The following is a 25,921-nucleotide window of genomic DNA, read 5'->3' on the forward strand; positions in this document are numbered from 1 at the left end:
AGGAAGAACTTGAAAGGAGTGAAAATACTTGTAGACTTCTTGATGAAGAAAATTTAAAGCTTATTAAAAAGAATGAAGAATTAATGATAAAGATAAAGGAGCTTGAAGAAATGCTTCAGCCTTATAAAGATGAAGTTCAAAAATTAATTGATGAAAACAACAAGCTTAAAGGAAAAGCATTTGTACCAAGAACACAAGAAATTACTGATAAGCAAATTCAAGAAATAAAAGAGCTTAGAGCTGATGGATTAAGTTATAGAGCTATTGAAAAAGAAACAGGGTGGAGCAAATTCACAATAGGAAGAGTTCTTAAAGGTGAATATGATAAATAAGGTCTTTTAAGTAATATTAACTGAAAGACATTAAAAGTTAAATTTTGAAAGTGAAAAAAAGGCTCATTTTTTGTTAAGAGCTATAAGGGGGAGCTTATACCTTGTTGTCAATAGATGGAATAATTTGCATTGTATAGTATTTTAATATCAAGTAAAATAAAGTAGTTAAACAAAGGAGGTGAGAGCATGGGACAAGTATTAAGACAAGAGGAATATTCAGAGCAAATAAATTACTTAGATATTCTACATAGTGATAGCAAAGGGTGGATTACTAGAGCAGAAATTAATTGTGGGTACAAACAATGGCATTATAGATATAATGAGCTATTAGAGCAAGATTTCAACCAAGAAAATGTATATATTAGCTTAAATACTTTTTATAGCACTTTTAGAAGATTAGAATATCTAAAGGAGCTTAAAGCTCAATTCATAGATTTAGATATTTATAAAACTAAATTTAGTAAAGAGCAAATAATAATGCACCTTGAAGCAGATTATTTTAATAAAAGTATTCCAAGACCTAATTTAATCATAGATAGTGGCAGAGGACTTTATTTAATATGGCTTTTAAATTCAGTACCAAGTAAGGCATTACCCCTATGGAAAGCTATAGAAGAATATTTATATAGTGTTTTAAAGCCGTTTGGAGCTGATAGACAAGCTTTAGACCCTACAAGGGTATTAAGAGTACCAGGAAGTATTAACTCAAAATCAAAAACAGTAGTAAGTATAATAGATGAATATGACTATATTTATGATTTAAGAGAAATTCAAAATGAATATTTACCAGAGCTTGAAGAAAGAAAGGCTAATAAAAAGGGTAGACCAAGTAAGACAGTATTTATTCATAGAGAAAGAAGTCTTTATTATGCAAGAATACAAGACATAATAAAACTATGTGAACTAAGGGAATATAATTTAAAAGGTCATAGAGAGCTTATATTATTCTTGTATAGATATTATCTATGTTATTTCTTAGAGGACACTAAAAAGGCTTTAGAGGACGTTTTAGAGCTTAATAGAGAGTTTATATATCCATTAAGTGAAACAGAGGTTATAAGAGCAACTAGAAGTGCAGAGAGGGTTTATTTAAGCAAAGATAAGGATTATAAGTACAAGAATGAAACTCTTATAGAGCTTTTATTAATTACAGAGCTTGAAGAAACTTATATGAGTACAATTATTTCAAATAGAGAATATAAGAGAAGAAATAATGAATATAACAAAAATAAGTATCAAGAAAAGTTAAGAGCAGATGGAAAACTAACCAAAAAGGAACAGATAAATATTCAAAGGCAAAAAATAAAAAGCCTTATGCAACAAGGCTTTTCCCAAAAAGATATATCTAAGGAATTAAACATTCCATCTCGAACAATCGAACGTAGAGTAAAAGAACTACGAACTCTACAAGAGATAGTATAAAATAAATTTAATAGAATTTCAATAGAATGGTGGATTTGCAATAATAAATTTGTAATCCGCCATTTTTTCACACCTATATGGAGGAGCTTCCTAGATTAGACAAGATTTTTATTATGTTTATGGTATGGTGATAACAAGGGATTAAATGAATTTATAGGGGTGGGAACAATGGCTATAAAAGATGATTATATCAAGATTAGAGTAAGTAAGGAGCAAAAAGAATTATTTAAAGATATAGCAAAAAAGAAAAATATTAGCATGAGTAAGTTTATTATTGTATCAACAGAAGAAAGAGCTTTGAGAGAGAAAGAAAAATTTGAGGGTACAAAGAGCTTGGAGCTTAGAGTTAGTGAGCTTGAGAAGAAATTACAAGAGATTAAATTAAAAATGGAGAGCCAAAAAGCCGAGAAAAAAAGTTTTTTAAAAGTTTTAAAAAGTAGGTTTACAAATTGAGGATTAAAACTCTTTATAATATGGGGGAGTGTTTGCCTTTCCCTTGTAAGTTAAGTGTATTCATAGTGAAATCAAGTCAATGGGCAAGGCTTCGCTAATAAAAAACAGAATGGTTAGCCCAAGATCCACTTAAAAGTGGAATGGCAACCATTCTATTTTTTATTACCCTTGACTAGATATTCACTTATGAATTTAAGGTTGGTAAGGGGAAAGGAAGTAAAAAATTAAAACAGGTGCAAAATTTTAAGACCTATATGGAGGAGCTTATTTTATAGGGGGACTAGAACCATTCTCATGGGTAGTTAGCAAGAATAACTAAGTGATTTCACAGAACAAAGAAATAGTTCATCACTAAGTTATACTAGGTTACTAAACCCATGCTCACGGTAGTGCAGGATAAACAGTTGCATACATGCTAACTGAAACAGTTGTTCCAACTGGATTTTAATTGAATACAATGAGTGATTTATGATATAATATTTGTATGCAATATATTTAAAATTATTAATATAACTATAGTTTAATGAATACAAGGAGGAAATATGGCTGATACACAAGTAAGAATGTCAAATCATATTCATGAGAAGGTAAAATCAATAGCTGGAAAGAGAAATGTAAGTATAAAAGAGATTTATGAGGAAGCACTTACAAGATACATAGAAGCAGAAGCTCAAGAAGAAATACTAAGGGAAACGCATATAGAGGAAATATTGAATAATAGAATTTCAAAAACAGAAGATTTAATAAATAAGAGTGTAGAAAGACTAGCGAGTTTAGAAGCAAGAGTTGGAATAGATAACTCAATGACTTTAATGGGTGTAATAGTTTTATTGGAAAAGTTGCTAAAGTTAAAGAAAGAGGATATTCAAAATGAGTTAAGAAAACAAGGGGTAACATATTTTTCAACAGCAACCAAAGAAGATAAAAATAATAAAAAGGTGTAGGTGATTTTATGATTAGAAATACTGGATCATTTGAAAAAGACTTTAGAGCTGCATCAGGAAATCTTATTCATGAAGGTATGGAATGTACTGAAGAAGAAAAAGAGCTAATAAGATTAAGATATTTAAGAGTGATAACTGAAGAAGAGTTTATAAAAAGAGCTTTAGAGTTAGTTGAAAAAGAGAAATAAATAAAAATAAATAAATTTTATTTATTTTATAAATTCATATTATAATTTTTAGAATTATAGCTTTTAATAAAAAATTTAAGTTTCTATTTGTCAAAAAATCCATAAAAAAATAAGTATAATGTATTAAATAATTTTCAATATACTCATTTTTTATTAATAAATTTAATTTTATATTATAAGTTGAATATTTTTCTTTAGGTGTGACTATTATAAGACTTGATTTCACAATAGTTACAGTTATTTATATTGCTTATAAATTGGTATTATAACTTTCCCTTTGTATAGCTAATATAATTTATTATCTGTATTATAAATAAGGATCTATAATCCATTTTTATGTGATAAATAGTCCTTTTTTAATGTTTAATATTCTGTTTTTATTTGTAGATAATTTTGTAGATTTTAAGAATAATGTTTGTATGTAAATTGGTTTAATAATATATGTGATGTATTTATATCTTATAATACAAAAAGATTTGATAAAAATCAAATCTTTTTGTATTACTATTTTGTTATCACCATAAATTTTAGAATTTATGATAATTATTTTTCTTCTTTTATTCTCATAGCTCTCATTGCGTTAAGTACTGCTATTAATGCAACCCCAACGTCTGCAAATACTGCTTCCCACATGTTAGAAACACCACCTGCAGTTGCTGCTAAAACTATAACTTTTACAGCTAATGCAAATATGATATTTTGCCATACTATTCTACTAGTTTTCTTAGATATTGCTATAGCTTTTGCTATTTGACTTGGTTCATCATTCATTATAACAACGTCTGCTGCTTCTATTGCTGCATCTGATCCAAGACCACCCATTGCTATACCAACGTCTGCTCTTGCTAAAACTGGAGCGTCGTTTATACCATCCCCAACGAATGCTACTTTTTGTTTTTCTGTTCTACCTTTGTAGATTTCTTCTATTTTTTCTACTTTTTCATCAGGTAGTAAGTTTGAATAAACTTTATCTAATTTTAATTCACCAGCTACTGCATCTGCAACTTTTTTGTTGTCACCAGTAAGCATAACTGTTTGTTTTATTCCTATTTGTTTTAATTTAGCTATTGCTTCTTTACTATCTTCTTTTATTTCATCAGAGATTACTAAATCCCCTGCATATTTACCGTTTATTGCGATATATACAACTGTTCCTGTTTCTGTAACTGGAGTATATTTTATTTTATTAACGTTCATTAATTTTTCATTACCAGCTAAAACAGTTTTTCCGTTGTAGTTAACTTTTATACCATGTGCTGCTATTTCTTCATATTCACCTATTTTGCTTAAATCTAATTCTTTGTTATAAGCTTTAACTATTGATTTAGCTATTGGGTGATTTGAGTTAGCTTCTGCATATGCTGCATATTCCATAAGTTCATCTTCTGAAACATTTACTGCATTTACTTTTGTTACGTTGAATACACCTTTTGTAAGTGTACCAGTTTTGTCAAATACTACAGTATCTACATATCTTAATGCTTCTAAGTAGTTACTTCCTTTTATTAATACACCATTTTTAGATGCGAAACCAATTCCACTGAAGAATGTAAGTGGTATTGATAAAACTAATGCACAAGGGCAAGAAACAACTAAGAATGTTAATCCTCTTAATACCCAATCATACCAAACTGCTTGGCTTGATATATCTATTATCATTGGTGGTATTATAGCTATTATAGCTGCTAATGCAACAACTACTGGAGTGTAGTATTTAGAGAATACACTTATGAAGTTTTCTGTTTTTGCTTTTTTACTACTTGCATTTTCAACTAAGTCTAATACTTTTGATACTGCTGATTCACCGAAGTCTTTAGTTACTTCTATTGTTAATAATGCGTTTTTGTTTATGAAACCTGAAAGAACTTCGTCTTCTACATTAAAGCTTCTAAGTACTGATTCACCAGTAAGAGCTGAAGTATCAACCATTGAAGAACCTTCTATTACTATACCATCAAGAGGAACTCTTTCACCTGGTTTAACTACGATTATGTCTCCTATTTCAACTTCTTCTGGATCTACTACTTCTATTTCATTTTCTATTTTTAAGTTTGCTATGTCAGGTCTAATTTCCATTAATGATGAAATTGATTTTCTTGACTTACCAACTGCTATACCTTGTAAAAATACACCTACTTTGTAGAATACCATAACACCAACTGCTTCTGATGTTTCACCAATTATGATTGCTCCAAGTGTAGCTACAGTTATTAAGAAGTTTTCATCGAATACTCTACCATTTTTAATATTTTTAACTGCTTTTAATAATACGTCTCCACCTACTACTAAATAAACTGCTATAAATGCTATTGTACTTATTAAATCTTGGTTTCCATGACCATGGCCACCACCTATAATTTGTTGAGCAAATGTTATAGCATATGCTATTACACCGACAAATAATCTTATTTTTTCTATTTTATCTTTATCAAATTTCTTTGTTACTTTCTCATTTAATGCTTTATTTTGTGCTTTTGAAATTCCTTTTACTTGTATATTTAAACAATGTTGAAGATTTTTAGCTATTGTTGCAACTTCTTCAGTTACTATTCTTCTTGATACTGTTCCATCTAGTTCTATATCTAATATACAGTTTCCAAAATCTAAAGTAGCACTTTTTACACCCGCAGATTTATTTGCTTCAAATTCTATTTGATCTGCACATTGTTTACATTTTAGATTTTCTAATTTTAATTTTAATTCTTTAGAAGTTCTGTTGTCGTGAACTTGTATATTAAGACCTGGTTCTGTTGTATCTATTATGTTTATTACTTTGTCTATAGTTAATTTTCTACTTGCCCCGTCTTTTAATTCAAAACTTAATTTTTTATTTACGAAGTTTAAGTTTGCTATTTCTACTTCATCTAAATCTGATACTTTTTGACCGATTACTTCTGCACAGTGTGCACAGTTTAATCCACCTAAAGTCATATCTACTCTTTTATTATTTCCTTTGCTTGATGCTTTTTCTATAACTTGAATATCAAGACCTGGTTCTGTTGTATCTATTATGTTTATTACTTTATCTATAACTAGGTTTCTACTTACTCCGTTTTTTAATTCAAAGCTTAGTTTTTTATTTACGAAGTTTAAGTTTGCCATTTCTACTTCGTCTAATGCTTCTACTTTTTGACCGATTACTTCTGCACAGTGTGCACAATTTAATCCACCTAAAATCATGTCAACTCTATTATCTTGAGCTTTTTTTGATTTTTTACTTTCCATTACTTTTATATCAAGTCCTGGTTCAGTTATGTCTATTATTTTTATTACTGTTTCTATTATAACGTCTCTATCTGAAGCATTTTTTAATTCAAAGTTTAATTTTTTATTTACGAAGTTTAAATTTGCAGCTTTTACTTCGTCTAATGCTTCTACTTTTTGGCCGATTACTTCTGCACAGTGTGCACAATTTAGACCTCCAAGTATCATACTTACATTTTTGTCTCCTTCTTCAGCATTTCCTTGTAACTTTTTATTTGTTTTATTTGCTGGTTTTTTAGTGCTAATTTGTAATGAAGAATCCATAGTTTTTATTAATGAAGATAATTCATTTATAATTGCACTTTCATCTTTTGATGAATCTATAGATAAAACTAATGATTTGTTTGAAGCATTTACATTACAAGATTTTACACCTGGAACATTCACAGCTAAAAGTTCAATCATTTCTGCTATATCTGTAGTCAATGAACCTTGAACAAATAATTGTTTTTCAGTCAAAGTTGTTGTACTCATATAATTCCCCTTCTTTCTCCTTTATTAACGTTTATACATTTCTTCAATATGATGTAAACCATAGTCAAATATTTTTGTTATATGGTCGTCATCTAATGAATAAAATACTGTCTTTCCTTCTTTTCTGAATTTAACAAGTCTTGCTTGTTTTAAAACTCTTAATTGATGTGATATTGCCGATTGTGTCATTCCTACTAACTCAGCTATATCACATACACACATCTCTTCTTTAAATAATATAAATATTATCTTTATTCTTGTTTGGTCTCCCAAAACTTTAAATAATTCAGCTAAATCCACAAGCATATCCTCTTCTGGCATATTTTCTCTTACTGTCTCTATGATGTCTTGATGTATGTGTTTAAATTCACACTCAGCTATATTTTCTCCATTATTGATGTCAATATTTAAGTTATTATCTTTCATATATTACCTCCAAATCATATTAATATATGAATAACTGTTCATATATTAATAATAATATTTTTATATCTAATTATCAAGATATTTTTAGAAGTTTTTTTAATTTCTTCTATTCCATTTCATTATCCTTAATTTAAATACCCAATATTATAAATCTAAATTGAAATTTACTACTTTGTAAATTTTAACTTTAAACATATATTTTTTATTAATTTAATATATATATTATTAGAAAAATTGTTAATTGTTTCATAGAAATAGAAAGGAGAATCCATATGAGTAACAATAATAGAAATGACAATTCTAAACCTAATTATATATATCCTCAGCCTTATATAGACCCAATGGTTTATTTAAACCCTTACTATTCAAATGCTACAGGATACCAATATAATAGTCAAGGATATGTTGAATATCCTAATAATACCGGATACATTGATTATTCTCAATTTAATGATAACCAAACTAATGACTCTACTGATCAAAACTTAATGAATAATAATACTGATAACGCAGAGGAGTATACTAATATTCCATATGACGAAGATTTTAATATACCTTCTATTCCATATTTTCCACAAACAAATATGCCTAACTCTCAACAAGGTATGCCTAATATGATATTGCCTAATCAACAGTATCAATCTTTGCCACCAAATATGGAAAATCAAGGTGTTGATAATAATCTAAATCAGCAAGTTCCACATCAGCAACAACCGCAATCTCAACAACAACAAATGCATCAAATACAACAAAATCAAATGCAACAACCACAGATGCAGCAACCATCACAAAATTTAAATCCACAAAATATGCAAAATATAAATTATCAAAATCCAAATATGATGAATCCTGGTATGCCTTATGGAGTTCCTATGCAACCAAATATGATGGGAGGGTATATTCCTATGCCAAAACCACCAATGTATCCAGTAGGTATGTTCCCTAATATGTATCCAGAAATGCCACCTAATATAATGTATTATCCTAATTATCCTAGTTATCCTTTTGTAAATGTATCTCCTGGTATGCCTAGTGTAAATATGGAAGAATTTGATGAAGAGGAAATGTAAATAATTATAATATGTTGGAGATTATACATTATCTACAAACTAGACAATGTATAATTTCCTTAGAATTAAAAAAAAGGAAGTAAATTATAAAATACTATAATCTACTTCCTTTTATTTTCCCTTAATATATTTTTATCTTTAATCTTTTTATCTTTAATAGTACTGAATGTTCTACTATTCCACAAGCGGCAACATTATCGCCTTTTTTAATTGATAATCCGTAATGATTATACATTATACGACAATCTTCTAATGCTCTATATTCGCCGATTACATTTCCAAAAAAGTCTTTTACAGTACCGATTAATCCACCTTTTTTAACAAACATACCTGGTTCAATACGTGGGAACCATACGCCCGTATGTTGTGATTCGATGTAGTCCGTTTTCATCCATACTATTCTTTCTACTTCTTCTGGTCTATGAGTTATTTCTAATACATTGAAATGGTCTAATAATAAGTATATATCTTGGATAAATCCTTCATAATCTTCTTTTTCGCAAGTATTATTGCAACCTCTCTCAACTAATATACCTGGTATACCTTTTGATGCTGCATAGCTATAAAAACCATCTTTTGATCTCGATGCAATTAAGTGTTCTATTGCTATATTTGATGCTGCACCCATTGATATTTTTGATACTTCGTCTCCTGCTGCTACAGGGAAGAATAGACAAGATGCCATTTGTTCCATAGCTGAACCACTGTGAAGGTCCATAATAAAATCTGCTATTGGCATGATTTCATCTTCTAAAAATGACATTATCTTTCTACTTATTGTTCCATTTTTATCTCCATAAAAATCTCTATTAAGATTCATTCCATCCTCTGGAACTATGGAGTCAGTTCTTTCTGTAAAACCGCTAGAATTTAAGCAATGTATTATCACAATACGTCCGTTTACTTTTTTAGGATCTATCTCAGCTGCTGTCGTCATACATGCAACAACCCCTGGAAACTCACAACTATGTAATCCACCATTTATAACTATTGTCTTTCCTGTATTTTCCCCATTTATAATCGTCGTAGGTATTTCGTAATCTTCACCATATGGACGAATCATTACTTGAAGTTTTTGACCTGCCTCAATTTGCTTGCCTAAAAAGTTCCAAGTTTCATTTCTCATATTTTGCCTCCCAATTTCACTATTACTTTTATAATATATTTCTCACTTTTTATCTCATTATTATATATTAATCTTATTTTTATATTTTAAATATTAATTCTTACTTGATAATTATTATTATCATTTTAACTGTTTATATATTACCATAAATATATTATGAAAAAAACTCCTATTTTGTCTAAATTTAATAACAAAGTGTTATCACGCATAATCTTCTTTGGATTTATATAATATTTTTAGACATTAAATAAGGAAATGCTACAGTATTTGTATCATTTCCTTGTTTAAAACACGTATATATTATTTGTTTTCTTTTCTGTTTCTATTATAGTTAATTAAACAACCAGCCTTGACTATTGCTTTTTCATCATCTGTCATATCAGTTATATATAAATCTAGTTCAGTTATCTTATCTGAGATAACATATGCTTTTATATTGTCCATATTGTTGTCTAATGCTTTTCTTATATTTGGAACAAATATATAATCTCCAACTTCAAATTCTGCATCTGCCTTCATTTGGAATGGAATCATACCCCAATTCATTACGTTTGAGCGATAACGTTTAGTTGCATATTCTTTGCATATATTTGCAAGACCTCCCATTACTCTTTGGCAACTAGCTGCTTGTTCACGAGCAGAACCATCACCTGGCTTTTTAGCATAAATCATACTTCCAATTTCGATGTCATTAGTATTTTCTATTTTAAAGTTTTCTTTTATTTTTTTATAAACATTATTAAGATTTTTATCTAGTGTTGTTGGGTCTTCCCCTTTTAATCTTGCTTTTTCTACTTTATCTACTTCTTTTGTCTTTCCTACGTATTCTGGGTCTCTTCTTGATAATGCAAATTCAGCTAATTTCAATGGATTAGATCTAAATGCTGAAGTTTCTCCTGATGGAATCAGTTCATCAGTTGTTGTAACTTCATCTAGTATTTTTGAGCATACTTTTAATAAAATATTGTCAGATAATGGACTCATTTCTGGCCAATCTTTTATATTTGGACCATAAACTAGATCTAATTTGTTATCACCTTTTCCAAATCCTTGATACACTCTACTTCTATATGATGAATCATCAAATTTATAATCAGGTATATTTTCTTCATTTACTAAATCAGTCGCCGGTGTTAAAATTCCTCCATTTGCTGCAGTAGCTGCTATACTTCTAGCATCCATCAATGCAACAGATGACATTTGGCCGTTTCCTGGTTTAGAACCTTCTCTGTTAGGGAAGTTTCTTGTAGTGTGTCTTATGCTTAATCCATTGTTTGCTGGAGTATCTCCTGCTCCGAAACATGGTCCACAGAATGCAGTTTTAATTGTTGCACCAGTAGCCATTAATGTTGATATTGCACCCTTTTCTAATAAATCCATAAATACTGGTTGAGAAGATGGATATACTGCTAATGAAAACTCATCATTTCCACAGTTTTTGCCTTTTAATATTTCAGCAGCTTGCATAACACTTGTGTATGTACCACCTGAACATCCTGCAATTATACCTTGTTGAACTTGTAGTTTTCCATCAACTATTTTATCAGTTAAACTGAATTCTATTTCTGGATTATCTATTAATTTTTTAGCATCTTCTTCTACTTTAGTAAGTATTTCTTCAAGATTTGCGTTTAATTCATCTATTTCATATACATTGCTTGGATGGAATGGTAAAGCTATCATTGGTTTTATTTCACTTAAATCAACATAAACTAATCCATCATAATAAGCGACTTCTTTCGGATTTAACTCTTTATAATCTTCTACTCTGTTGTGAGCTTCTAAGAATGCTTTTGTATTTTCATCAGTTCTCCATACTGAAGTTAAACATGTAGTTTCAGTAGTCATAACATCAACACCATTTCTATAATCAGTGTCCATTGATGCAACCCCTGGTCCTACGAATTCCATTATTTTATTTTTAACGTATCCGTTTTTAAATACTTTTCCGATTATAGCAAGGGCTATATCTTGTGGACCAACGCCTGGGTGAGGCTTGCCTTCTAAATAAATTGCTACTACCTCTGGATAGTTTATATCATAAGTATCTTCCAATAGTTGTTTTACTAACTCTCCACCACCTTCACCTATCGCCATCGTTCCAAGAGCTCCGTATCTAGTGTGACTGTCTGAACCTAATATCATTTTTCCACATCCAGCCATCATTTCTCTCATATATTGGTGAATAACTGCTATATGTGCAGGAACATAAATTCCACCGTATTTTTTAGCTGCTGATAAACCAAACATGTGGTCATCTTCATTTATAGTTCCCCCAACTGCACATAGTGAATTATGACAATTTGTAAGAACATAAGGTATAGGGAATTTTTTCATTCCTGATGCCTTTGCAGTTTGGATTATACCTACATATGTAATATCATGAGATGCCATTGCATCAAATTTTATTTTTAATTTATTCATATCAGAAGAAGTATTGTGTGACTCTAATATTGAATATGCTATTGTCCCCTTTTTAGCTTCTTCTTTATTAACATTCTTCCCAGTTAGTTTTTCTACTTTATCACTTTCTGATTCTTTTATTATTGCATCCCCATTTACTAGGTATACACCTTCATCATATAATTTAATCATTTCTCAATATTCCCTTCGACTTTATATTAATATTTTTATTTGCATTTTGAATAAGCTTCTATATAAAAGATACTCCGTTATTCATTTAAAGTCTAATATAGTTTTTTTATATATATTATTCCAAAAAGTAATAACATATTTTTGATGAGTTTTCTTGACTTGAAGTCAACTCTAAACCTTATAATAAAATGTAAGGAAATTTATTATAAAACAGGGGGAATTATAATGACTAAATCAAAAGTATATTTTACAGATTTTCGTACAAAACTTGGCGAAGGTCTTCCAACTAAATTAAAAAGATTAATAAAAGATGCTGGTATTACTGATATTGATATGGATAACAAATTTGTAGCGATAAAAATGCATTTTGGGGAGCTTGGTAACTTAGGATTCTTACGTCCAAATTATGCAAGAGCCGTTTCAGATGTTGTTAAAGAACTTGGTGGACATCCATTTTTAACTGACTGTAATACTCTATATCCTGGAAAAAGAAAAAATGCATTAGAACATTTAGAATGTGCATGGGAAAATGGATTTACACCACTGACTGTAGGATGTCCAATATTAATAGGAGATGGATTAAAAGGAACAGATGATGTAGAAGTTCCAGTTGATGGTGGGGAATACATAGAAAAGGCAAAAATCGGTCGTGCAATAATGGATGCCGATGTATTTATAAGTTTAACTCACTTCAAAGGTCATGAAACGACTGGTTTTGGTGGGACTATAAAAAATATAGGTATGGGATGTGGTTCTCGTGCAGGCAAAAAAGAACAACACAATGATGGAACGCCAACTATATCAGAATCAAAATGTCGTGGATGTAAGAAATGTCAAAAAGAATGCGCTAATAATGGATTAGTTTTCAATAAAGAAACTAAAAAAATGAGCATAAATCCAGATACTTGCGCAGGATGTGGTCGTTGTATCGGTGCATGTAACTTCGATGCTATATCATTTGAAAATTACACAGCAGTTAAAAATCTAAACTGTCGTATGGCTGAATACACTAAAGCTGTAGTAGATGGACGTCCAACATTCCACATTTCTCTTGTTGTAGATGTTTCTCCAAACTGCGACTGTCATGCTGAAAATGATGCGCCAATCTTACCTAATATAGGTATGTTCGCATCATATGACTTACTTGCTTTAGATCAAGCATGTGTCGATGCATGTATGAATGCTACACCAATCAGAAATAGCCAATTAGGTGATAATCTTGCAAAAGAAGATTTCCATGACCACCATGACCATTTTACAAATTCCACTCCAGAATCAGAATGGAAAACTTGCTTAAGTCATGCTGAAAAAATTGGACTTGGTTCTAGAGACTATGAACTAGTTGTTATAAAATAAAAATTTAAAACTAAAATATCACTTTTAATATAATATATTTTTAAATAGGTCAGTAAAATTGTGAATTTCTAATATAGAACAAATGAAATAAGGGAGTATATCAATATGATTACTCCCTTATTTCTATATTATCTTTAATAAATTTTATAAAATTATTTACAACACTGCTCATCTGTTTTCCCTTTGGATATACTAGCCAGGTGTTTCTTATTATACTATTACCATCATCGTCTAATATCGGTGTTAAACAAAGGTTATATACTTTCTCAAAACCTTCAGGCAGAAAACAACATGCATATCCAAGCCCCTTATCTACTAACTGCCACGCAAATTCTACATATCCAGCAAACATTCCTACTGGCGGATTATTCCCATATGTATTTTTCCACCATTCATCCAAAATTTCTTTACTCTTATCATTAGTTTTATAATCAATGCGCTGCATTTGTGGCAACTTCATTAAATCAATTGGATCTTTTGATACTATGTAAGCTTTATTTTGTTTAACCAAAATCTTATCTACATCACCTTCAAAGTCACCACATACAAATCCCAACTCTATGTGGTTTTCTAATATCATCCTAAATAAATTATTGCTCTGGTCATTTATAATTTCAAACTTTATATTTTTATGTTCTTGTGAATATCTATATAACACATCTGTTAATTCAAATTTGCTATATGTGTAAGGTGAACCTATTTTAATTGTTCCTTCTAATTCAGTTTTATAAGTATATAGTCCATGTTTTACGTCTTTTATAAATTCCATGTACTCCTTAGCTCGCTTCGCTAGATATTCTCCCTCTGGAGTAAATTTCACCCCTTTCGAAGTACGATTTATTATTTTAACTCCAAAATCTTTTTCCATACTTTTAACCCTTTTTGTAAGAGATGGCTGACTTATATACAACATATCTGCTACTTTTGTCATATTTGGTGTTTCGTACAATCTATATAATATCTCCCAATCTGTATCTTTCATTATTTGCTCCCCTTTTTGCAATAATTTATACTACATTTTTATTTTATCAAAGTAAATTAACACATACAATATAATTAAAAAGGTAAACTCACTTAATAATTCACATCACTTTAATTATTTATCTTCTAAGCCCTATGTTATATTTTGTTCCTATATTTACTCCAAAATTGAATACAATTATAGTCGATATAACAAAAAGCATAAAGATACCATACCCAAATAAAACTCCTGTAATAAATCTTCTTATATTATTACTTTCATAAGAAGTTAATGCTTGTGTAAATCCATCTATGATTAATGGAATCATAATAATAAATGATGCTTTAGCAGTTAATCTAAAAAAGAAACAACAAATCAAGGCAAAACATATACCTACAAATTCGCCTGTACATCTTGCACATATCGGAAATTTTTGCCCTTTATAATAAAATGATCTATCATCTCTGCAATGGCATCCAAAAATAATTGGAAACCACTTATAAATCCATTTTTTTGAATTAGAAAGAAGTAAGTCCACGTCTTACACTCCTAATAAAAAAGGGAAGCACCTAATATAAGTACTATAAGATAGTACACCGCTGCTATTCCCACTGCTACTAAAGCACCTATCCCTGCTGCTTTAGCTGTTTTAGGTTTAGTATCTTTCCAAACTAAGAACAAAACAAGTCCAACGATAGGAACACAACAACCTAAAAGTCCCCATAAAAATCCACCATTATCAACAACTTCTGGTGTTGTTGGTGCTATTTCTTGCTGTTGTACACCACAAGATGGACATATAACTGCCTTGTCATCTATTTCTTTCCCACAATTTTTACAAAAAGCCATTTTCTTTCCCCCTCAAAAATAAATACTATGATTTCTCTCTAGTAATAAAAATATCCATTTTGCTATCATATTAATACATTTATATTCCAAGACGTAATTAAATATTCCCATCCATAATTTTAAAAGAAATGAAATTTTGTATATATAAAAAAGGTATAGATTCATCAGGAATCTATACCTTTTACTATCACTTTACGCAACGTATACTCTATTTCCATTTGGTCCTATATACTCATTATCGCTAAAAGCTAATATTATGTAGAATACTGGTCTTAGGAAGAATAATCCTAAACAAAATCCTAAACCTTTATCAAATGATTTTGCTAATTTATACATACACATAAAATCAACTATTACGCCTACTAACGGAATAATCGTAGCTAAAAATACCCATCCATTCCCCCAGGCAATTTTGAAAAGGCAATAAGAATTATATATTGGTATAATACTTTTCCATCCAGCTATCCCTGCTTTTTGGAAAACTACCCATTGTGCAGCAACTGTAAGTATATAAAATAATATTGCTATTAATCCCATTCTATTTTCCTTCCTTTGTTTTTTATTGATTTTATTATATTATAATTCCTTATAAAGGGTCAATATTACCCAAAAATATACATATATAGATATATTTATCATAAAATATTCATAAAAAAATACTAACTGTTCTAAAACGTCAGTTAGTATTTTTCATTTTATTTTTATATTAAGCTTCTACCAAAACTATCTTTTCCTCAGCTAAACTCTTTTTCACGTCTATAACCCTTTGGTTAGAAGAGCCTCTCATTGTAAGAGATAGGTTTCTATTTTCCTGTTGAAATGGTCCATCAACTAAAACATCTAAATATTTCAGAACTTCCTTTTGTCTTTCTGTAAAATCATCTACAGTATAACCCGTCCACATGTAGATTTTTTTGTTTGGAAATTCTTCTTTAAATCTTTTGCATACTTCTATTACTCCATCTACATTTTCTGGACATAATGGCTCGCCCCCCAGAATCGATAGATCTCTTTGTACGCTATTTTTGTTGATATTTTTAAGTATATAATCTAAATCTTCTTTTCTGAACTCTTTTCCGCTATTAAAGTCCCACGTTTCTCCGTTAAAACAGCCCTTACAGTGATGTGGGCATCCTTGAGTCCAAAGCGACATAGTTATACCTATACCATTTGCTATATCATTATCTTTTATTTTTGAAAACCTCATTAAAACCACTCCATTTTATAAGTGTAAAACTCTTTGGCTTATTTCTTGTGTACGTCCTTTACCCCACATGTTAGAACCGATATAACCACAAGTTCTTCTCATAACTTGCATTTCATCTTTATCTTTGTTTCCACAGTTTGGACAGTACCATTGCATATCATCATCTAATTTTATTTCTCCAGTGTATCCACATTTGAAACAAACATCTGGTTTTGTATTTATTTCAGCATATTGGATATTGTGGTAGATGTAGTTTATTATTTGTTCAACAGCAGGTAAGTTTTTACTCATATCTGGAACTTCTACATAACTTATGCATCCACCTAAACTTATATCATGGAATTGACTTTCAAATTTTAATTTTTCAAATGCATCTATTTCTTCTGTAACATGAACATGATATGAATTTGTATAGTACATTCTATCAGTTACATTTCTTATTTCACCGAATTTTTGTTTGTCTATTCTACAGAATCTTGAAGTTAAACTTTCTCCTGGAGTTCCATATAACCCAAATCCAAGACCTGTTTCTTTCTTCCATGAATCACAAGCGTCTTTTAAGTGGTTCATTACTTGAAGTGCGAATTCTTCACCTTCTTCAGTAGTGTGAGAAACACCAAGCATTGCTTGTGTCATTTCATATATACCCACATATCCTAAAGATAAAGTTGAATATCCATTTTTTAATAATGGATCTATTTTTTCTCCTTTTTCAAGTCTAGCAATTCCACCATGTTGCCAGTGAATTGGTGATATGTCAGAAGAAGTTCCTAATAATAAATTATGTCTAACCATTAAAGCTTCTCTACATAGAGATAATCTTTCGTCTAACACTTCCCAGAATTTATCCATATCTTTATTTGCAGTTAATGCAACTTGAACTAAGTTAAGACTTACAACACCTTGATTGAATCTTCCGTACCATTTATAGTTTCCATTTTCATCTTTCCAGTTACTTAAGTGAGATCTACATCCCATTGGAGGGAAAGTTTCACCATCGTAATTTCTTCTCATTATTTTTGCACTTTGATAATCTGGAACTAATCTCTTAGTATTACATTTTGCTGCTAATTTAGTTATATAATCGTATTTTCCACCTTCTAGACAGTTATGTTCGTCTAGTAAGTAAACAAGTTTAGGGAATTCTTCTCCTATTTCTTGTCCTCTATAGTTTTTCATACCTTCTAATCTTTGTAATATCATCTCTTCACATATTAATGCTTCTTCTCTTTCGAACTCTCCGCCTTCTTCTATTTCAAGGTAGATTGTTGAGAAAGGTGATTGTCCATTACTTGTGTGCAAAGTAGATAATTGGTATCTTATTGTTTGTATACCTGATTTTAGCTCTTCTAACATTCTATCTTCAGCTAATTCATGTGCCATTTCTAAGCTATATTTTTCTTTATATTTTTCAAAATATTTATTGTATGAAACTCTTAAAAATGGTGCTATATGTTTTATAGTTATTGAGTTTCCACCGTATTGTCCACTTGCTATTTGTGCTATTATTTGTGTTGTAACAGTACATGCAGTAGCAAATGATTTTGGTGATTCAACTAATTTATTATTTATAACTGTTCCATTAGTTAACATATCTTCTAAGTTTATTAACATACAGTTGTGTATCGGTTGTATTGCGTAGTCCATATCGTGGTAATGTAGTACCCCTTCATCATGAGCTTGAACAATATGAGCAGGTATTAATTTTCTTCTAGCTATATCTTTTGAAACTTCTCCTGCCATTAAATCTCTTTGAGTAGATGCTAATTGACCGTTTTTGTTTGAGTTTTCGTTTAAAACATCTTCATTACTTTTATCTAATAAACCTAGTATACTGTCATCTGTTGTATTTACTTCTCTTTTGAATGATTGTACTGCTCTATAACCTTCATAAGCTTTTGCAGTTAATTCTTGTTTATGATCTATTAATTCTTTATATACTAACTCTTCAACTTTAGAAACTGTCGGAGAAGGCGAACCTTGTAAATATATCTTTTCTATTTCTTCTGCTATATCTTTTGCTATATCTTCTTCTAATACACCACTACCGTATTTCATTGCTTTTAATATAGCATTTTCTATCTTTAATTTATCAAATTCTGCTTTGCTTCCGTCTCTTTTAATTATACTTAAATTCGCTGACATTATTATCTCCTTCTTCTATATAGTATTATTATTTCATTAAAGTTTTTTGTATTTATTTTTTAAATTGGTTTCTATATTCTTACTAATACTTTATACACTAGTAATACCAACATAATTATTAATTTTTCAAGTGATAAACTTTTATTTTTATGTAAAAATTCATTTCTTTAGCACAATATCTAGTGCCGACTGATTTATTTTACACCATATATTGTGTGCAATCAAGTTAGTTTAATCAAAAATACATAGATATAATTTTCCAAAAATCATCTATTTTTTACCGATGCTTTGCCCCTACTTGAGTCTAGATATTCTTAATAAATTTTACTCTTTCAAAAAATTTTTTTCATAATTTTTTAGGGGTAAAATTTGATTATTTATCTTACGAATTTATCAATTGCATCATTTAAATCTTTTAATAATTTTTGTTTTTCTTCTAACTGTTCTTCTCCCACTACATCTACTATACATTTGTTTATATGATCTTCTAATATTTTCTTCCCTAAATTGTTTAATGCAGCTTTTACTGCTGATATTTGTATTAAAATTTCTGTGCAGTCCCTATGTTCTTCCATCATAGTTTTTACAGAATTAGCATGCCCAATAATTCTAGACATCCTATTTATTAACTTTTTATAATCTTCATCCGAATGTTTATGATTTGAATGAGCATGATTATGCTCATGATTATTCTCTTGTATATTACTACCCATTAAAACCCCTCCTAATCTCATTTACAACATATCAATTATACCTTATATATTATTTTTTAACCATTTTATTATAAATAATTGACACTTTTTTCCATAAATCCTATAATATAATTAATAACCCCCTATAGGGGATATTAATTATATTTAATCAATAAGGAGGTAATTTAAAATGCATGAAGGTCACCATGGAATATTTGATGATATGGAGGATATGGACGATTTATTTGGAATAAATGAAGAACATGATCATGGACATCATCACCACGAACATAGTCATAATCACGAACACCATGACCATAAGCATAACCAAGATAACTCCGAAGACCATAAGAAAAAGAAATTTAGTTTATTCAATAAGAAAAAGACTGATAAATAACATCACAATATACACCTGAGAGTTTTTCTCTCAGGTTTAAAATTTTTTAAAATGAGGTGTAAAATATGAGCAAATTTATAAAAAAATACAATATATATATCCTTCCTTTTACTTTACTAATATTAAATATATTAGCTATTATTTTTCACTTTTTTACAGAAAATAATTTTAAATTTGAAATTATTCCACTTATAATTGGTGGCTTTGTAGTAATTAAATCTACCGTACTAGCAACTATCAAAAAAAGAAAAGTTACTGCCGGATTATTAGTCGTTTTAGCATTGATAGGTACTACCTATGTTGGGGAATATCTATCTGGTTCTATAGTTTCATTCATGATGATATTTGGCGAGTTTCTAGAAGATTTAACTATGAAAAAAACACAAAATGCAGTCCGCTCTCTAATCCAACTAGTCCCACATAAATGCAGAAAAAAAATCGGAAATAAATTTGAAGAAGTATCAATACGAGAAATAAGACCGGGAGATATAATTCAAGTTATAGCAGGCGAAAAAATTCCTGTTGACGGTATTATTCAAAACGGTCAAGCAACTATAAATGAATCTGCCATAACAGGTGAATCAATGCCAGTTGATAAAACTACAAAAGACAAAGTTTTTGTAGGTACTTTAAATGAAAATGGAGTTATAGAAATTCTCACACAAAAAATAGGTAACGAAACTATACTCGGTCAAATTATCAAAACAGTGAAAAGTGCCCAAGAAAACAAAGGTAATGTACAAAAAACTGCTGATAAATTTGCAGAATTCTTCCTTCCAACTATCCTTTTAATTTGTGCTATAACAGCTCTACTTACAAAAGATATAATGCGTGTAATGTCTATTTTGGTAATTGCATGCCCTTGTGCATTGATACTAGCTACTCCAACAGCAGTTGTTGCAAGTGTCGGTAATGCTGCAAAAAAAGGAGTTTTAATAAAAGGTGGGGTTGTCATTGAAGAATTAGCCAAAGTTACGACTATTTGCTTTGACAAAACTGGAACAATAACTAAAGGTACTCCAGAAGTTGTCGATATCTTAATATGTGATAAATCTAAAAGAAATGAATTTTTAAATACATTAGCAATTGTTGAAAAAAACTCCGGCCACCCTATTGGAAAATCAATTATAAAATATCTTGTTGAAAAAGAGAATCTAAATTTAGATGAAATTCCAAATGGAAAGTTCAACATGATGTTTGGACGTGGTGTAAATGTAAAAATAAATAATAATTATTACGAAGTTTCAAATAGAAAACTTTTAAATGAATTAAATCCCGAAATTTATAAAACACAAAATAAACAAATTAAACCTCTTTCAAATAAGCAGGTTTATAATTTTTTAGACCATGAAGAAAAACTAGGTAGAACTGCTCTAGTTGTCGTTTCAAATGATGAGATACTAGGTTGTATATCTATTGCCGATACAGTCAGACCTTATATTAAAGATACTATCAATGAATTAAAAACTCTCGGTATAGAAGATTTCATTATGCTTACTGGTGACAATGAATATACTGCCCAAGCAATTTGTGATGAAGTTGGAATAAATAAATTTAAATCAAATTTACTTCCTCAAGAAAAATTAGACTATATAAAAGAACTCCAATCAAGTGGAAAACATGTCGCTATGATTGGCGATGGAATTAATGATGCTCCTGCTCTTACACTTGCCAATGTCGGAATCGCAATGGGTATGGCTGGAACAGATATAGCATCAGATGCATCAGATATTACACTTATGTCTGATAGAATTGATTTCTTATGTGAAACAATTGCTCTAAGCAAAAAAACATACTCTATTATAAAACAAAATATTTGGGTATTTGCAGTTTGCGTAAATATAATCGGAATACTTCTATCTGGACTGGGATTTTTAAATCCTATTGCAGCAGCTATTATACACAATGCATCTTCAATTTTTGTAGTATTAAATTCATCTAGAATGTTAGGATATAAATATAAAAATGATACAAAAAACAATAATAGATTATCTTTGCAATCTAATTAATATTAATACTACAATTGATTCAAATAATGAAATTGAAGGCATTTTATATATAAAAGAAGTGTTTGATAATTTAGGTATTGAAAATAAAATTTACGAGCCAGTTTCAGGCAAAGGAAATATAATTGCTACTATAAAAGGAAAAAGTGATAATAAAATACTTCTTCACTCTCATATAGATACAGCTAATTATAATAGTGAAAATTGGCTCTTTCCACCAGATAAAGCCACCATCACAAATAATTGTGTAGTTGGTAGAGGTGCACTTGATTGTAAGGGATTAGTTTCAATTTGGATGGAAATAATGAGAAACTTATCATTAAATAAACATATACCTGAAAATACAATTATATTTATGTGCTCATGTGATGAAGAACAAAGTGGCAAATACGGTACTGAATGGATTTTAGAAAATACAAATATAATTGATAATTTAAAACTAGTTATAGGCGAAGGTGGCGGATATCCTATTGTGCTAAAATCAGACTATTACTTCACTATCCAAACTGAAGAAATTTACCCATATAATTCATATGAATTGAAAAGAATAAATGAAAGTAAAAAATATTCTTATGATTTAATTAACAAAATACTAAATCAAGCTTTAAATTTAGGTTATTACAATAAAAATACATTAGAATTTTATAATAATATAGATTTTCAAGGTAAACGAAAAATCGCAAAACAATCTTTTTATGAAAATATAGATCTCATACTAAGTAGAAATATAAACAGAAACTATACAAATATTTTTTCATTTATAGAATCCGAATTAAAATCTATAAATCAAAATTACAAACTATTGCCTACTATAACACCTGGATATAGTGATAATAGATTTTTTAGATATAGAAAAATACCAACTTTAGGTTTCTTCCCACTTGATACAAGAAATAATATTTCTGGAATTCATGGAAATAACGAATATATTAGTTTTAAATCATTAAAATTATCTTATGATATATTGAGTAAAGTTGTTGATTTTCTATCTAATTATAATTATTAATCAAGCAGCGGATAAATATATGTTTATCCGCTCTTTTTATTTTATACTTTAATTATTTTTCAGGTGTTTTTTCTTTATTAAACATCACTAAACCTATAAAAAATAAAATATCAATTATAAGAAGTATAATCAGGCATATTGTAACTGATGTTCCAAAATAAAAATGGTCGTTTTGTGCTATGAAATCTATTCCAAATACTGATGCTTGTACGTATTTTAGCTCATCATAAATAAACCTAGTTGCGCTTATACCTACAAATAATTCATATACACTGAATAACATTATAATAGACATTAAAATATGTAAACCTACTAATGATAATATTGAATATTTAGATGAAAAATATCCATTTAATCTGTCCCTTATAGGACTCTTTCTTGCTGCCATAACTCATCCCCCTTTCTAGTATCTACCTTGTCCTACACCTATTCTATATAAACAGTATATGTAACAAAGTCGTAATTATATTTATTATTGGATTATATTGACAATATCGAGTATCGATATTATAATCAAGCTATAAATATCGATACTCGATATTTCTTTTATAAAAGGAGGTAAAGATGGCACGAAAGCAGTTTCAAACACTTTCTGAACCTATGTATTATGTTCTATTATCTTTAACAAAAGAATGTTGTGGAGTTGATATTATGAAAAATGTTGAAACTATTTCTAATGGAAGGATTCGTGTAGGTCCTGGAACTTTATATACCCTACTTAGAAAATTTCAACAAGCTGGATTAATCAAAGAAACTTCTGTTGAAGGTAGAAAAATAAGTTACATCATAACAGAAGATGGTATCAACATTTTAAAAGAAGAATACAATAGACTTTTACTTATGGTAAACGACGGCAAAACTTTTTTAGATAAGTAATTATTTTCATTAAAAATAATTATACGTACTATAAAAATAAAATCATCTTAATTAATTTATAAAAAGGGGAAATATTTATGAGAATTAGCAAAAATATATTGTTTAGGACAGTTCCATTTGATGCAAGTGACTGTCATGCTTTAGAATTATATTTATCCGAAATGGCTGCTAAAGGCTGGATGCTCGACGAAATTTGGATACTTAATATTTTTAAATTTAAAAGATGCGAACCTAAAAATATGAGGTTTACAGTGGATATTCCAAAGTTATCAGATACATGTGCTGATACATCACTACAAAATTACGAATTATTATTTAATGAATATATTGATATATGTGAATCATCTGGATGGAAACATATTGTTGAAAGCTCACAATATCAGATATTTTGCACAGAAGATTCAAATGCAGTCGATATACAAACTGATGATTCATTAAAATTAGATTCATTATTAAAATTTAATTTTGGATATTTTATTCAAATGTTATGCTTTATTTTTTTAGCACTAACTTTTGGAAAAAATAATCCTACTATAGAGTCTTATTCTTATGGAAAGTCATGCATAATAATTTTTTATAGTAGCCTTGCATTATATTTAGGTTTGAATTTTTTACAAGATTTACTTTGGAAATTAAATGCTAAAAAATCTTTAAAAGAAGGTAGTATAGTTAAATATCCTGGATTATCTTCTTTTAAAAGTAAATTATTAATCCAAAAATACGATACAGTGTCAATTATCATTCTACTAGTTGGTTTCTTTGTTCTTCAAAGTGACAATCAAATTAGTTCATTAATATTAGTATTTTCAATAGGATTAATAATCTTAAATATCATGTTATTAGTTAATATGATTAAAAATAATTATTCAAGGTAGATAATAAATATTTTCTATTAATTTACTATCCATAAATTATATTCCTTTTGTCTTTTATTTATTTTATGAAATTATAAACTATGATATAATATCTTAAAAATAAAATTGAGGGAGCTAGTTTTATGAAAAAAATATTGATAGTAGGCGTATTGCTTACAACCTTATTATTTGGCGGATGTACTTCTCAAAGCCAAAAAGAAGAACCTTTGACTTCTGAAAATATGAAGTATTCAACTATGAGTGATGAAGATACTCAAAAAAAAGTAGCTGATTTTTTAAGCGAAAATAATATCGATAAAGAAGATATTTCTATGTTTATGCAATCAGTTAAACACTATTATAAAAGTGTGGAAGGTGTAGAACTTTTAAATGAAAATGAAAGATTATCTAAAATGCAAGTTCCATATAATTTATATGATCTTTCTGATAAATGGCTAGAAAGTAATTCTAAATTTACTGACCAAAATTGTAGGATAACTGCTTTTAGATTATTTAATAAATTCATAATCTCAAATTCTTCTTTAGATTATGATAAAATAGACAATACTAACTTAGAAATGGATTACGCAACATTAAGAGATAATCCTGATGCAAAATTTAGCAAGGAAGATATGAACAAATTTTTCAATTTCTTCTCAAATATCAAGGTAAGTGATTTTAATGACGTTAAAAAATCTGCTGATGAAATTGCTAAAGAATTAAAAAATAGAAAAATATCATTTAAATCAGATAAAAATATTTCTATAATAAATGGTTATGTTCCAGATGAAGAAAACAATGCTTTATTTGTAGGTCATACTGGAGTTGCTATAAATACTAATGATGGAGTTATATTTATAGAAAAATACGGGTTTGAATTACCTTACCAAATAACAAAATTCAAAAATAAAGAAGAGTTAAAATCATACATGGTCGATAGACTAAAAACTAGTATTACAGGCGAAAGTCAAACTTATGAACCTGTAGTAATGGAAAATGACAAACTTATGTAAAATTACTTTATTTGAAGAGGCTGTCACAGAACAATAAAACATTGTTCTATGGCAGCCTCTCTTTTTATTTATATATTAATATTATCTTCTTATTCTATAATAATAAAGTTACTTTTATTATTATAACTGTCACATGGTAATACTAATTTTACACTATAATCATTATATTTATGTAAATATTTAAGTGTTAACAATAAAGTCTAGAATAAACCAGATATTACTCCATTTTCATCAACATCGATTTTTTCTGCTGCTGGAACTTTTG

Annotated in this window: 25 protein-coding genes and 1 pseudogene; 13 read left to right on the top strand and 13 right to left on the bottom strand. The window is 29.0% G+C overall.

The window, feature by feature from the left end:
* From RDX53_RS08270 to RDX53_RS08290, 5 genes are all read left to right on the top strand, one after another.
* Positions 1-332: hypothetical protein (locus RDX53_RS08270; protein WP_307993954.1), on the top strand; the 332-nt coding region annotated here is incomplete at its 5' end.
* A 186-nt stretch (positions 333-518) separates the two neighbouring features.
* Positions 519-1,754 (top strand): DNA-binding response regulator, encoded by a 1,236-nt coding sequence (locus tag RDX53_RS08275; protein WP_307993955.1) that lies wholly within the window; start codon positions 519-521, stop codon positions 1,752-1,754.
* A gap of 168 nt (positions 1,755-1,922) precedes the next feature.
* Complete coding sequence (locus RDX53_RS08280; protein ID WP_307993956.1) at positions 1,923-2,207, top strand: CopG family transcriptional regulator; 285 nt, start codon at positions 1,923-1,925, stop codon at positions 2,205-2,207.
* Positions 2,208-2,749: 542 nt separating this feature from the next.
* A complete protein-coding gene (locus RDX53_RS08285) occupies positions 2,750-3,151 on the top strand; it encodes a hypothetical protein (protein WP_307993957.1) in 402 nt (133 codons plus the stop codon).
* Between the two features lie 8 nt (positions 3,152-3,159).
* A complete protein-coding gene (locus tag RDX53_RS08290; RefSeq protein ID WP_307993958.1) occupies positions 3,160-3,339 on the top strand; it encodes a hypothetical protein in 180 nt (59 codons plus the stop codon).
* A 543-nt stretch (positions 3,340-3,882) separates the two neighbouring features.
* On the opposite strand, the gene RDX53_RS08295 is transcribed toward RDX53_RS08290, so the two are convergent.
* From RDX53_RS08295 to RDX53_RS08305, 3 genes and pseudogenes are all read right to left on the bottom strand, one after another.
* Positions 3,883-6,270, bottom strand: coding sequence for a heavy metal translocating P-type ATPase (locus tag RDX53_RS08295; protein WP_307993961.1), 2,388 nt, complete (start codon positions 6,268-6,270; stop codon positions 3,883-3,885).
* A gap of 345 nt (positions 6,271-6,615) precedes the next feature.
* Positions 6,616-7,077 (bottom strand): annotated as a pseudogene (locus RDX53_RS14120) (cation transporter); the annotation flags it as partial.
* Positions 7,078-7,101: 24 nt separating this feature from the next.
* On the bottom strand, positions 7,102-7,503 hold the full coding sequence (locus tag RDX53_RS08305; protein WP_207743832.1) for a helix-turn-helix transcriptional regulator: 402 nt from the start codon (positions 7,501-7,503) through the stop codon (positions 7,102-7,104).
* A 272-nt stretch (positions 7,504-7,775) separates the two neighbouring features.
* Here RDX53_RS08305 and RDX53_RS08310 point away from each other — a divergent pair, with 272 nt between their 5' ends.
* Complete coding sequence (locus tag RDX53_RS08310) at positions 7,776-8,573, top strand: hypothetical protein (RefSeq protein WP_195930075.1); 798 nt, start codon at positions 7,776-7,778, stop codon at positions 8,571-8,573.
* A 121-nt stretch (positions 8,574-8,694) separates the two neighbouring features.
* Here the strand turns inward: RDX53_RS08310 and RDX53_RS08315 are convergent, their stop codons facing one another.
* Complete coding sequence (locus RDX53_RS08315; protein WP_307993959.1) at positions 8,695-9,699, bottom strand: M14 family metallopeptidase; 1,005 nt, start codon at positions 9,697-9,699, stop codon at positions 8,695-8,697.
* 300 nt (positions 9,700-9,999) lie between these two features.
* Entirely contained in the window at positions 10,000-12,294 is a 2,295-nt protein-coding gene (locus tag RDX53_RS08320; RefSeq protein WP_195930077.1) for a hydratase, read from the bottom strand.
* A gap of 225 nt (positions 12,295-12,519) precedes the next feature.
* Here RDX53_RS08320 and RDX53_RS08325 point away from each other — a divergent pair, with 225 nt between their 5' ends.
* Entirely contained in the window at positions 12,520-13,650 is a 1,131-nt protein-coding gene (locus tag RDX53_RS08325) for a DUF362 domain-containing protein (RefSeq protein ID WP_195930078.1), read from the top strand.
* Between the two features lie 109 nt (positions 13,651-13,759).
* Here the strand turns inward: RDX53_RS08325 and RDX53_RS08330 are convergent, their stop codons facing one another.
* From RDX53_RS08330 to RDX53_RS08360, 7 genes are all read right to left on the bottom strand, one after another.
* On the bottom strand, positions 13,760-14,632 hold the full coding sequence (locus RDX53_RS08330; protein WP_039905346.1) for a LysR family transcriptional regulator: 873 nt from the start codon (positions 14,630-14,632) through the stop codon (positions 13,760-13,762).
* Positions 14,633-14,750: 118 nt separating this feature from the next.
* Positions 14,751-15,149, bottom strand: coding sequence for a DUF2085 domain-containing protein (locus tag RDX53_RS08335; RefSeq protein WP_195930079.1), 399 nt, complete (start codon positions 15,147-15,149; stop codon positions 14,751-14,753).
* 11 nt (positions 15,150-15,160) lie between these two features.
* Positions 15,161-15,460, bottom strand: a complete 300-nt coding sequence (locus RDX53_RS08340; RefSeq protein ID WP_007285707.1) for a zinc-ribbon domain-containing protein — start codon at positions 15,458-15,460, stop codon at positions 15,161-15,163.
* Between the two features lie 192 nt (positions 15,461-15,652).
* The gene (locus RDX53_RS08345) at positions 15,653-15,997 is read right to left on the bottom strand and encodes a DUF5684 domain-containing protein (protein WP_055088358.1); all 345 of its coding nucleotides are present in this window, start codon (positions 15,995-15,997) and stop codon (positions 15,653-15,655) included.
* A gap of 169 nt (positions 15,998-16,166) precedes the next feature.
* A complete protein-coding gene (nrdG, locus tag RDX53_RS08350) occupies positions 16,167-16,667 on the bottom strand; it encodes an anaerobic ribonucleoside-triphosphate reductase activating protein (protein ID WP_048926787.1) in 501 nt (166 codons plus the stop codon).
* A 15-nt stretch (positions 16,668-16,682) separates the two neighbouring features.
* Entirely contained in the window at positions 16,683-18,812 is a 2,130-nt protein-coding gene (nrdD, locus tag RDX53_RS08355) for an anaerobic ribonucleoside-triphosphate reductase (protein ID WP_195930080.1), read from the bottom strand.
* Positions 18,813-19,189: 377 nt separating this feature from the next.
* A complete protein-coding gene (locus RDX53_RS08360) occupies positions 19,190-19,525 on the bottom strand; it encodes a metal-sensing transcriptional repressor (protein ID WP_022070752.1) in 336 nt (111 codons plus the stop codon).
* 169 nt (positions 19,526-19,694) lie between these two features.
* On the opposite strand from RDX53_RS08360, the gene RDX53_RS08365 reads away from it, so the two are divergent.
* From RDX53_RS08365 to RDX53_RS08375, 3 genes are all read left to right on the top strand, one after another.
* Positions 19,695-19,901 carry a hypothetical protein gene (locus tag RDX53_RS08365; RefSeq protein WP_195931741.1) on the top strand — a complete coding sequence of 69 codons (207 nt, stop codon included), beginning with the start codon at positions 19,695-19,697 and terminating at the stop codon, positions 19,899-19,901.
* Between the two features lie 65 nt (positions 19,902-19,966).
* Positions 19,967-21,910, top strand: a complete 1,944-nt coding sequence (locus RDX53_RS08370) for a cation-translocating P-type ATPase (protein ID WP_195931742.1) — start codon at positions 19,967-19,969, stop codon at positions 21,908-21,910.
* Positions 21,867-22,913 (top strand): M20/M25/M40 family metallo-hydrolase, encoded by a 1,047-nt coding sequence (locus tag RDX53_RS08375; RefSeq protein WP_195931743.1) that lies wholly within the window; start codon positions 21,867-21,869, stop codon positions 22,911-22,913. The genes RDX53_RS08370 and RDX53_RS08375 overlap by 44 nt, the downstream gene beginning before the upstream one ends.
* A 52-nt stretch (positions 22,914-22,965) precedes the next feature.
* On the opposite strand, the gene RDX53_RS08380 is transcribed toward RDX53_RS08375, so the two are convergent.
* The gene (locus tag RDX53_RS08380) at positions 22,966-23,301 is read right to left on the bottom strand and encodes a hypothetical protein (RefSeq protein WP_295573964.1); all 336 of its coding nucleotides are present in this window, start codon (positions 23,299-23,301) and stop codon (positions 22,966-22,968) included.
* A 176-nt stretch (positions 23,302-23,477) separates the two neighbouring features.
* Here RDX53_RS08380 and RDX53_RS08385 point away from each other — a divergent pair, with 176 nt between their 5' ends.
* The 3 genes from RDX53_RS08385 (at position 23,478) to RDX53_RS08395 (ending at position 25,656) form a co-directional block, all read left to right on the top strand.
* Entirely contained in the window at positions 23,478-23,789 is a 312-nt protein-coding gene (locus tag RDX53_RS08385; RefSeq protein WP_195931814.1) for a PadR family transcriptional regulator, read from the top strand.
* Between the two features lie 77 nt (positions 23,790-23,866).
* Positions 23,867-24,664, top strand: coding sequence for a DUF2812 domain-containing protein (locus RDX53_RS08390; RefSeq protein WP_195931813.1), 798 nt, complete (start codon positions 23,867-23,869; stop codon positions 24,662-24,664).
* 122 nt (positions 24,665-24,786) lie between these two features.
* Positions 24,787-25,656, top strand: coding sequence for a DUF4300 family protein (locus RDX53_RS08395; RefSeq protein WP_195931812.1), 870 nt, complete (start codon positions 24,787-24,789; stop codon positions 25,654-25,656).
* Positions 25,657-25,921: the final 265 nt, after the last annotated feature.

It is taken from the genome of uncultured Intestinibacter sp., assembly GCF_902468165.1.
Classification (GTDB): Bacteria; Bacillota; Clostridia; order Peptostreptococcales; family Peptostreptococcaceae; genus Intestinibacter.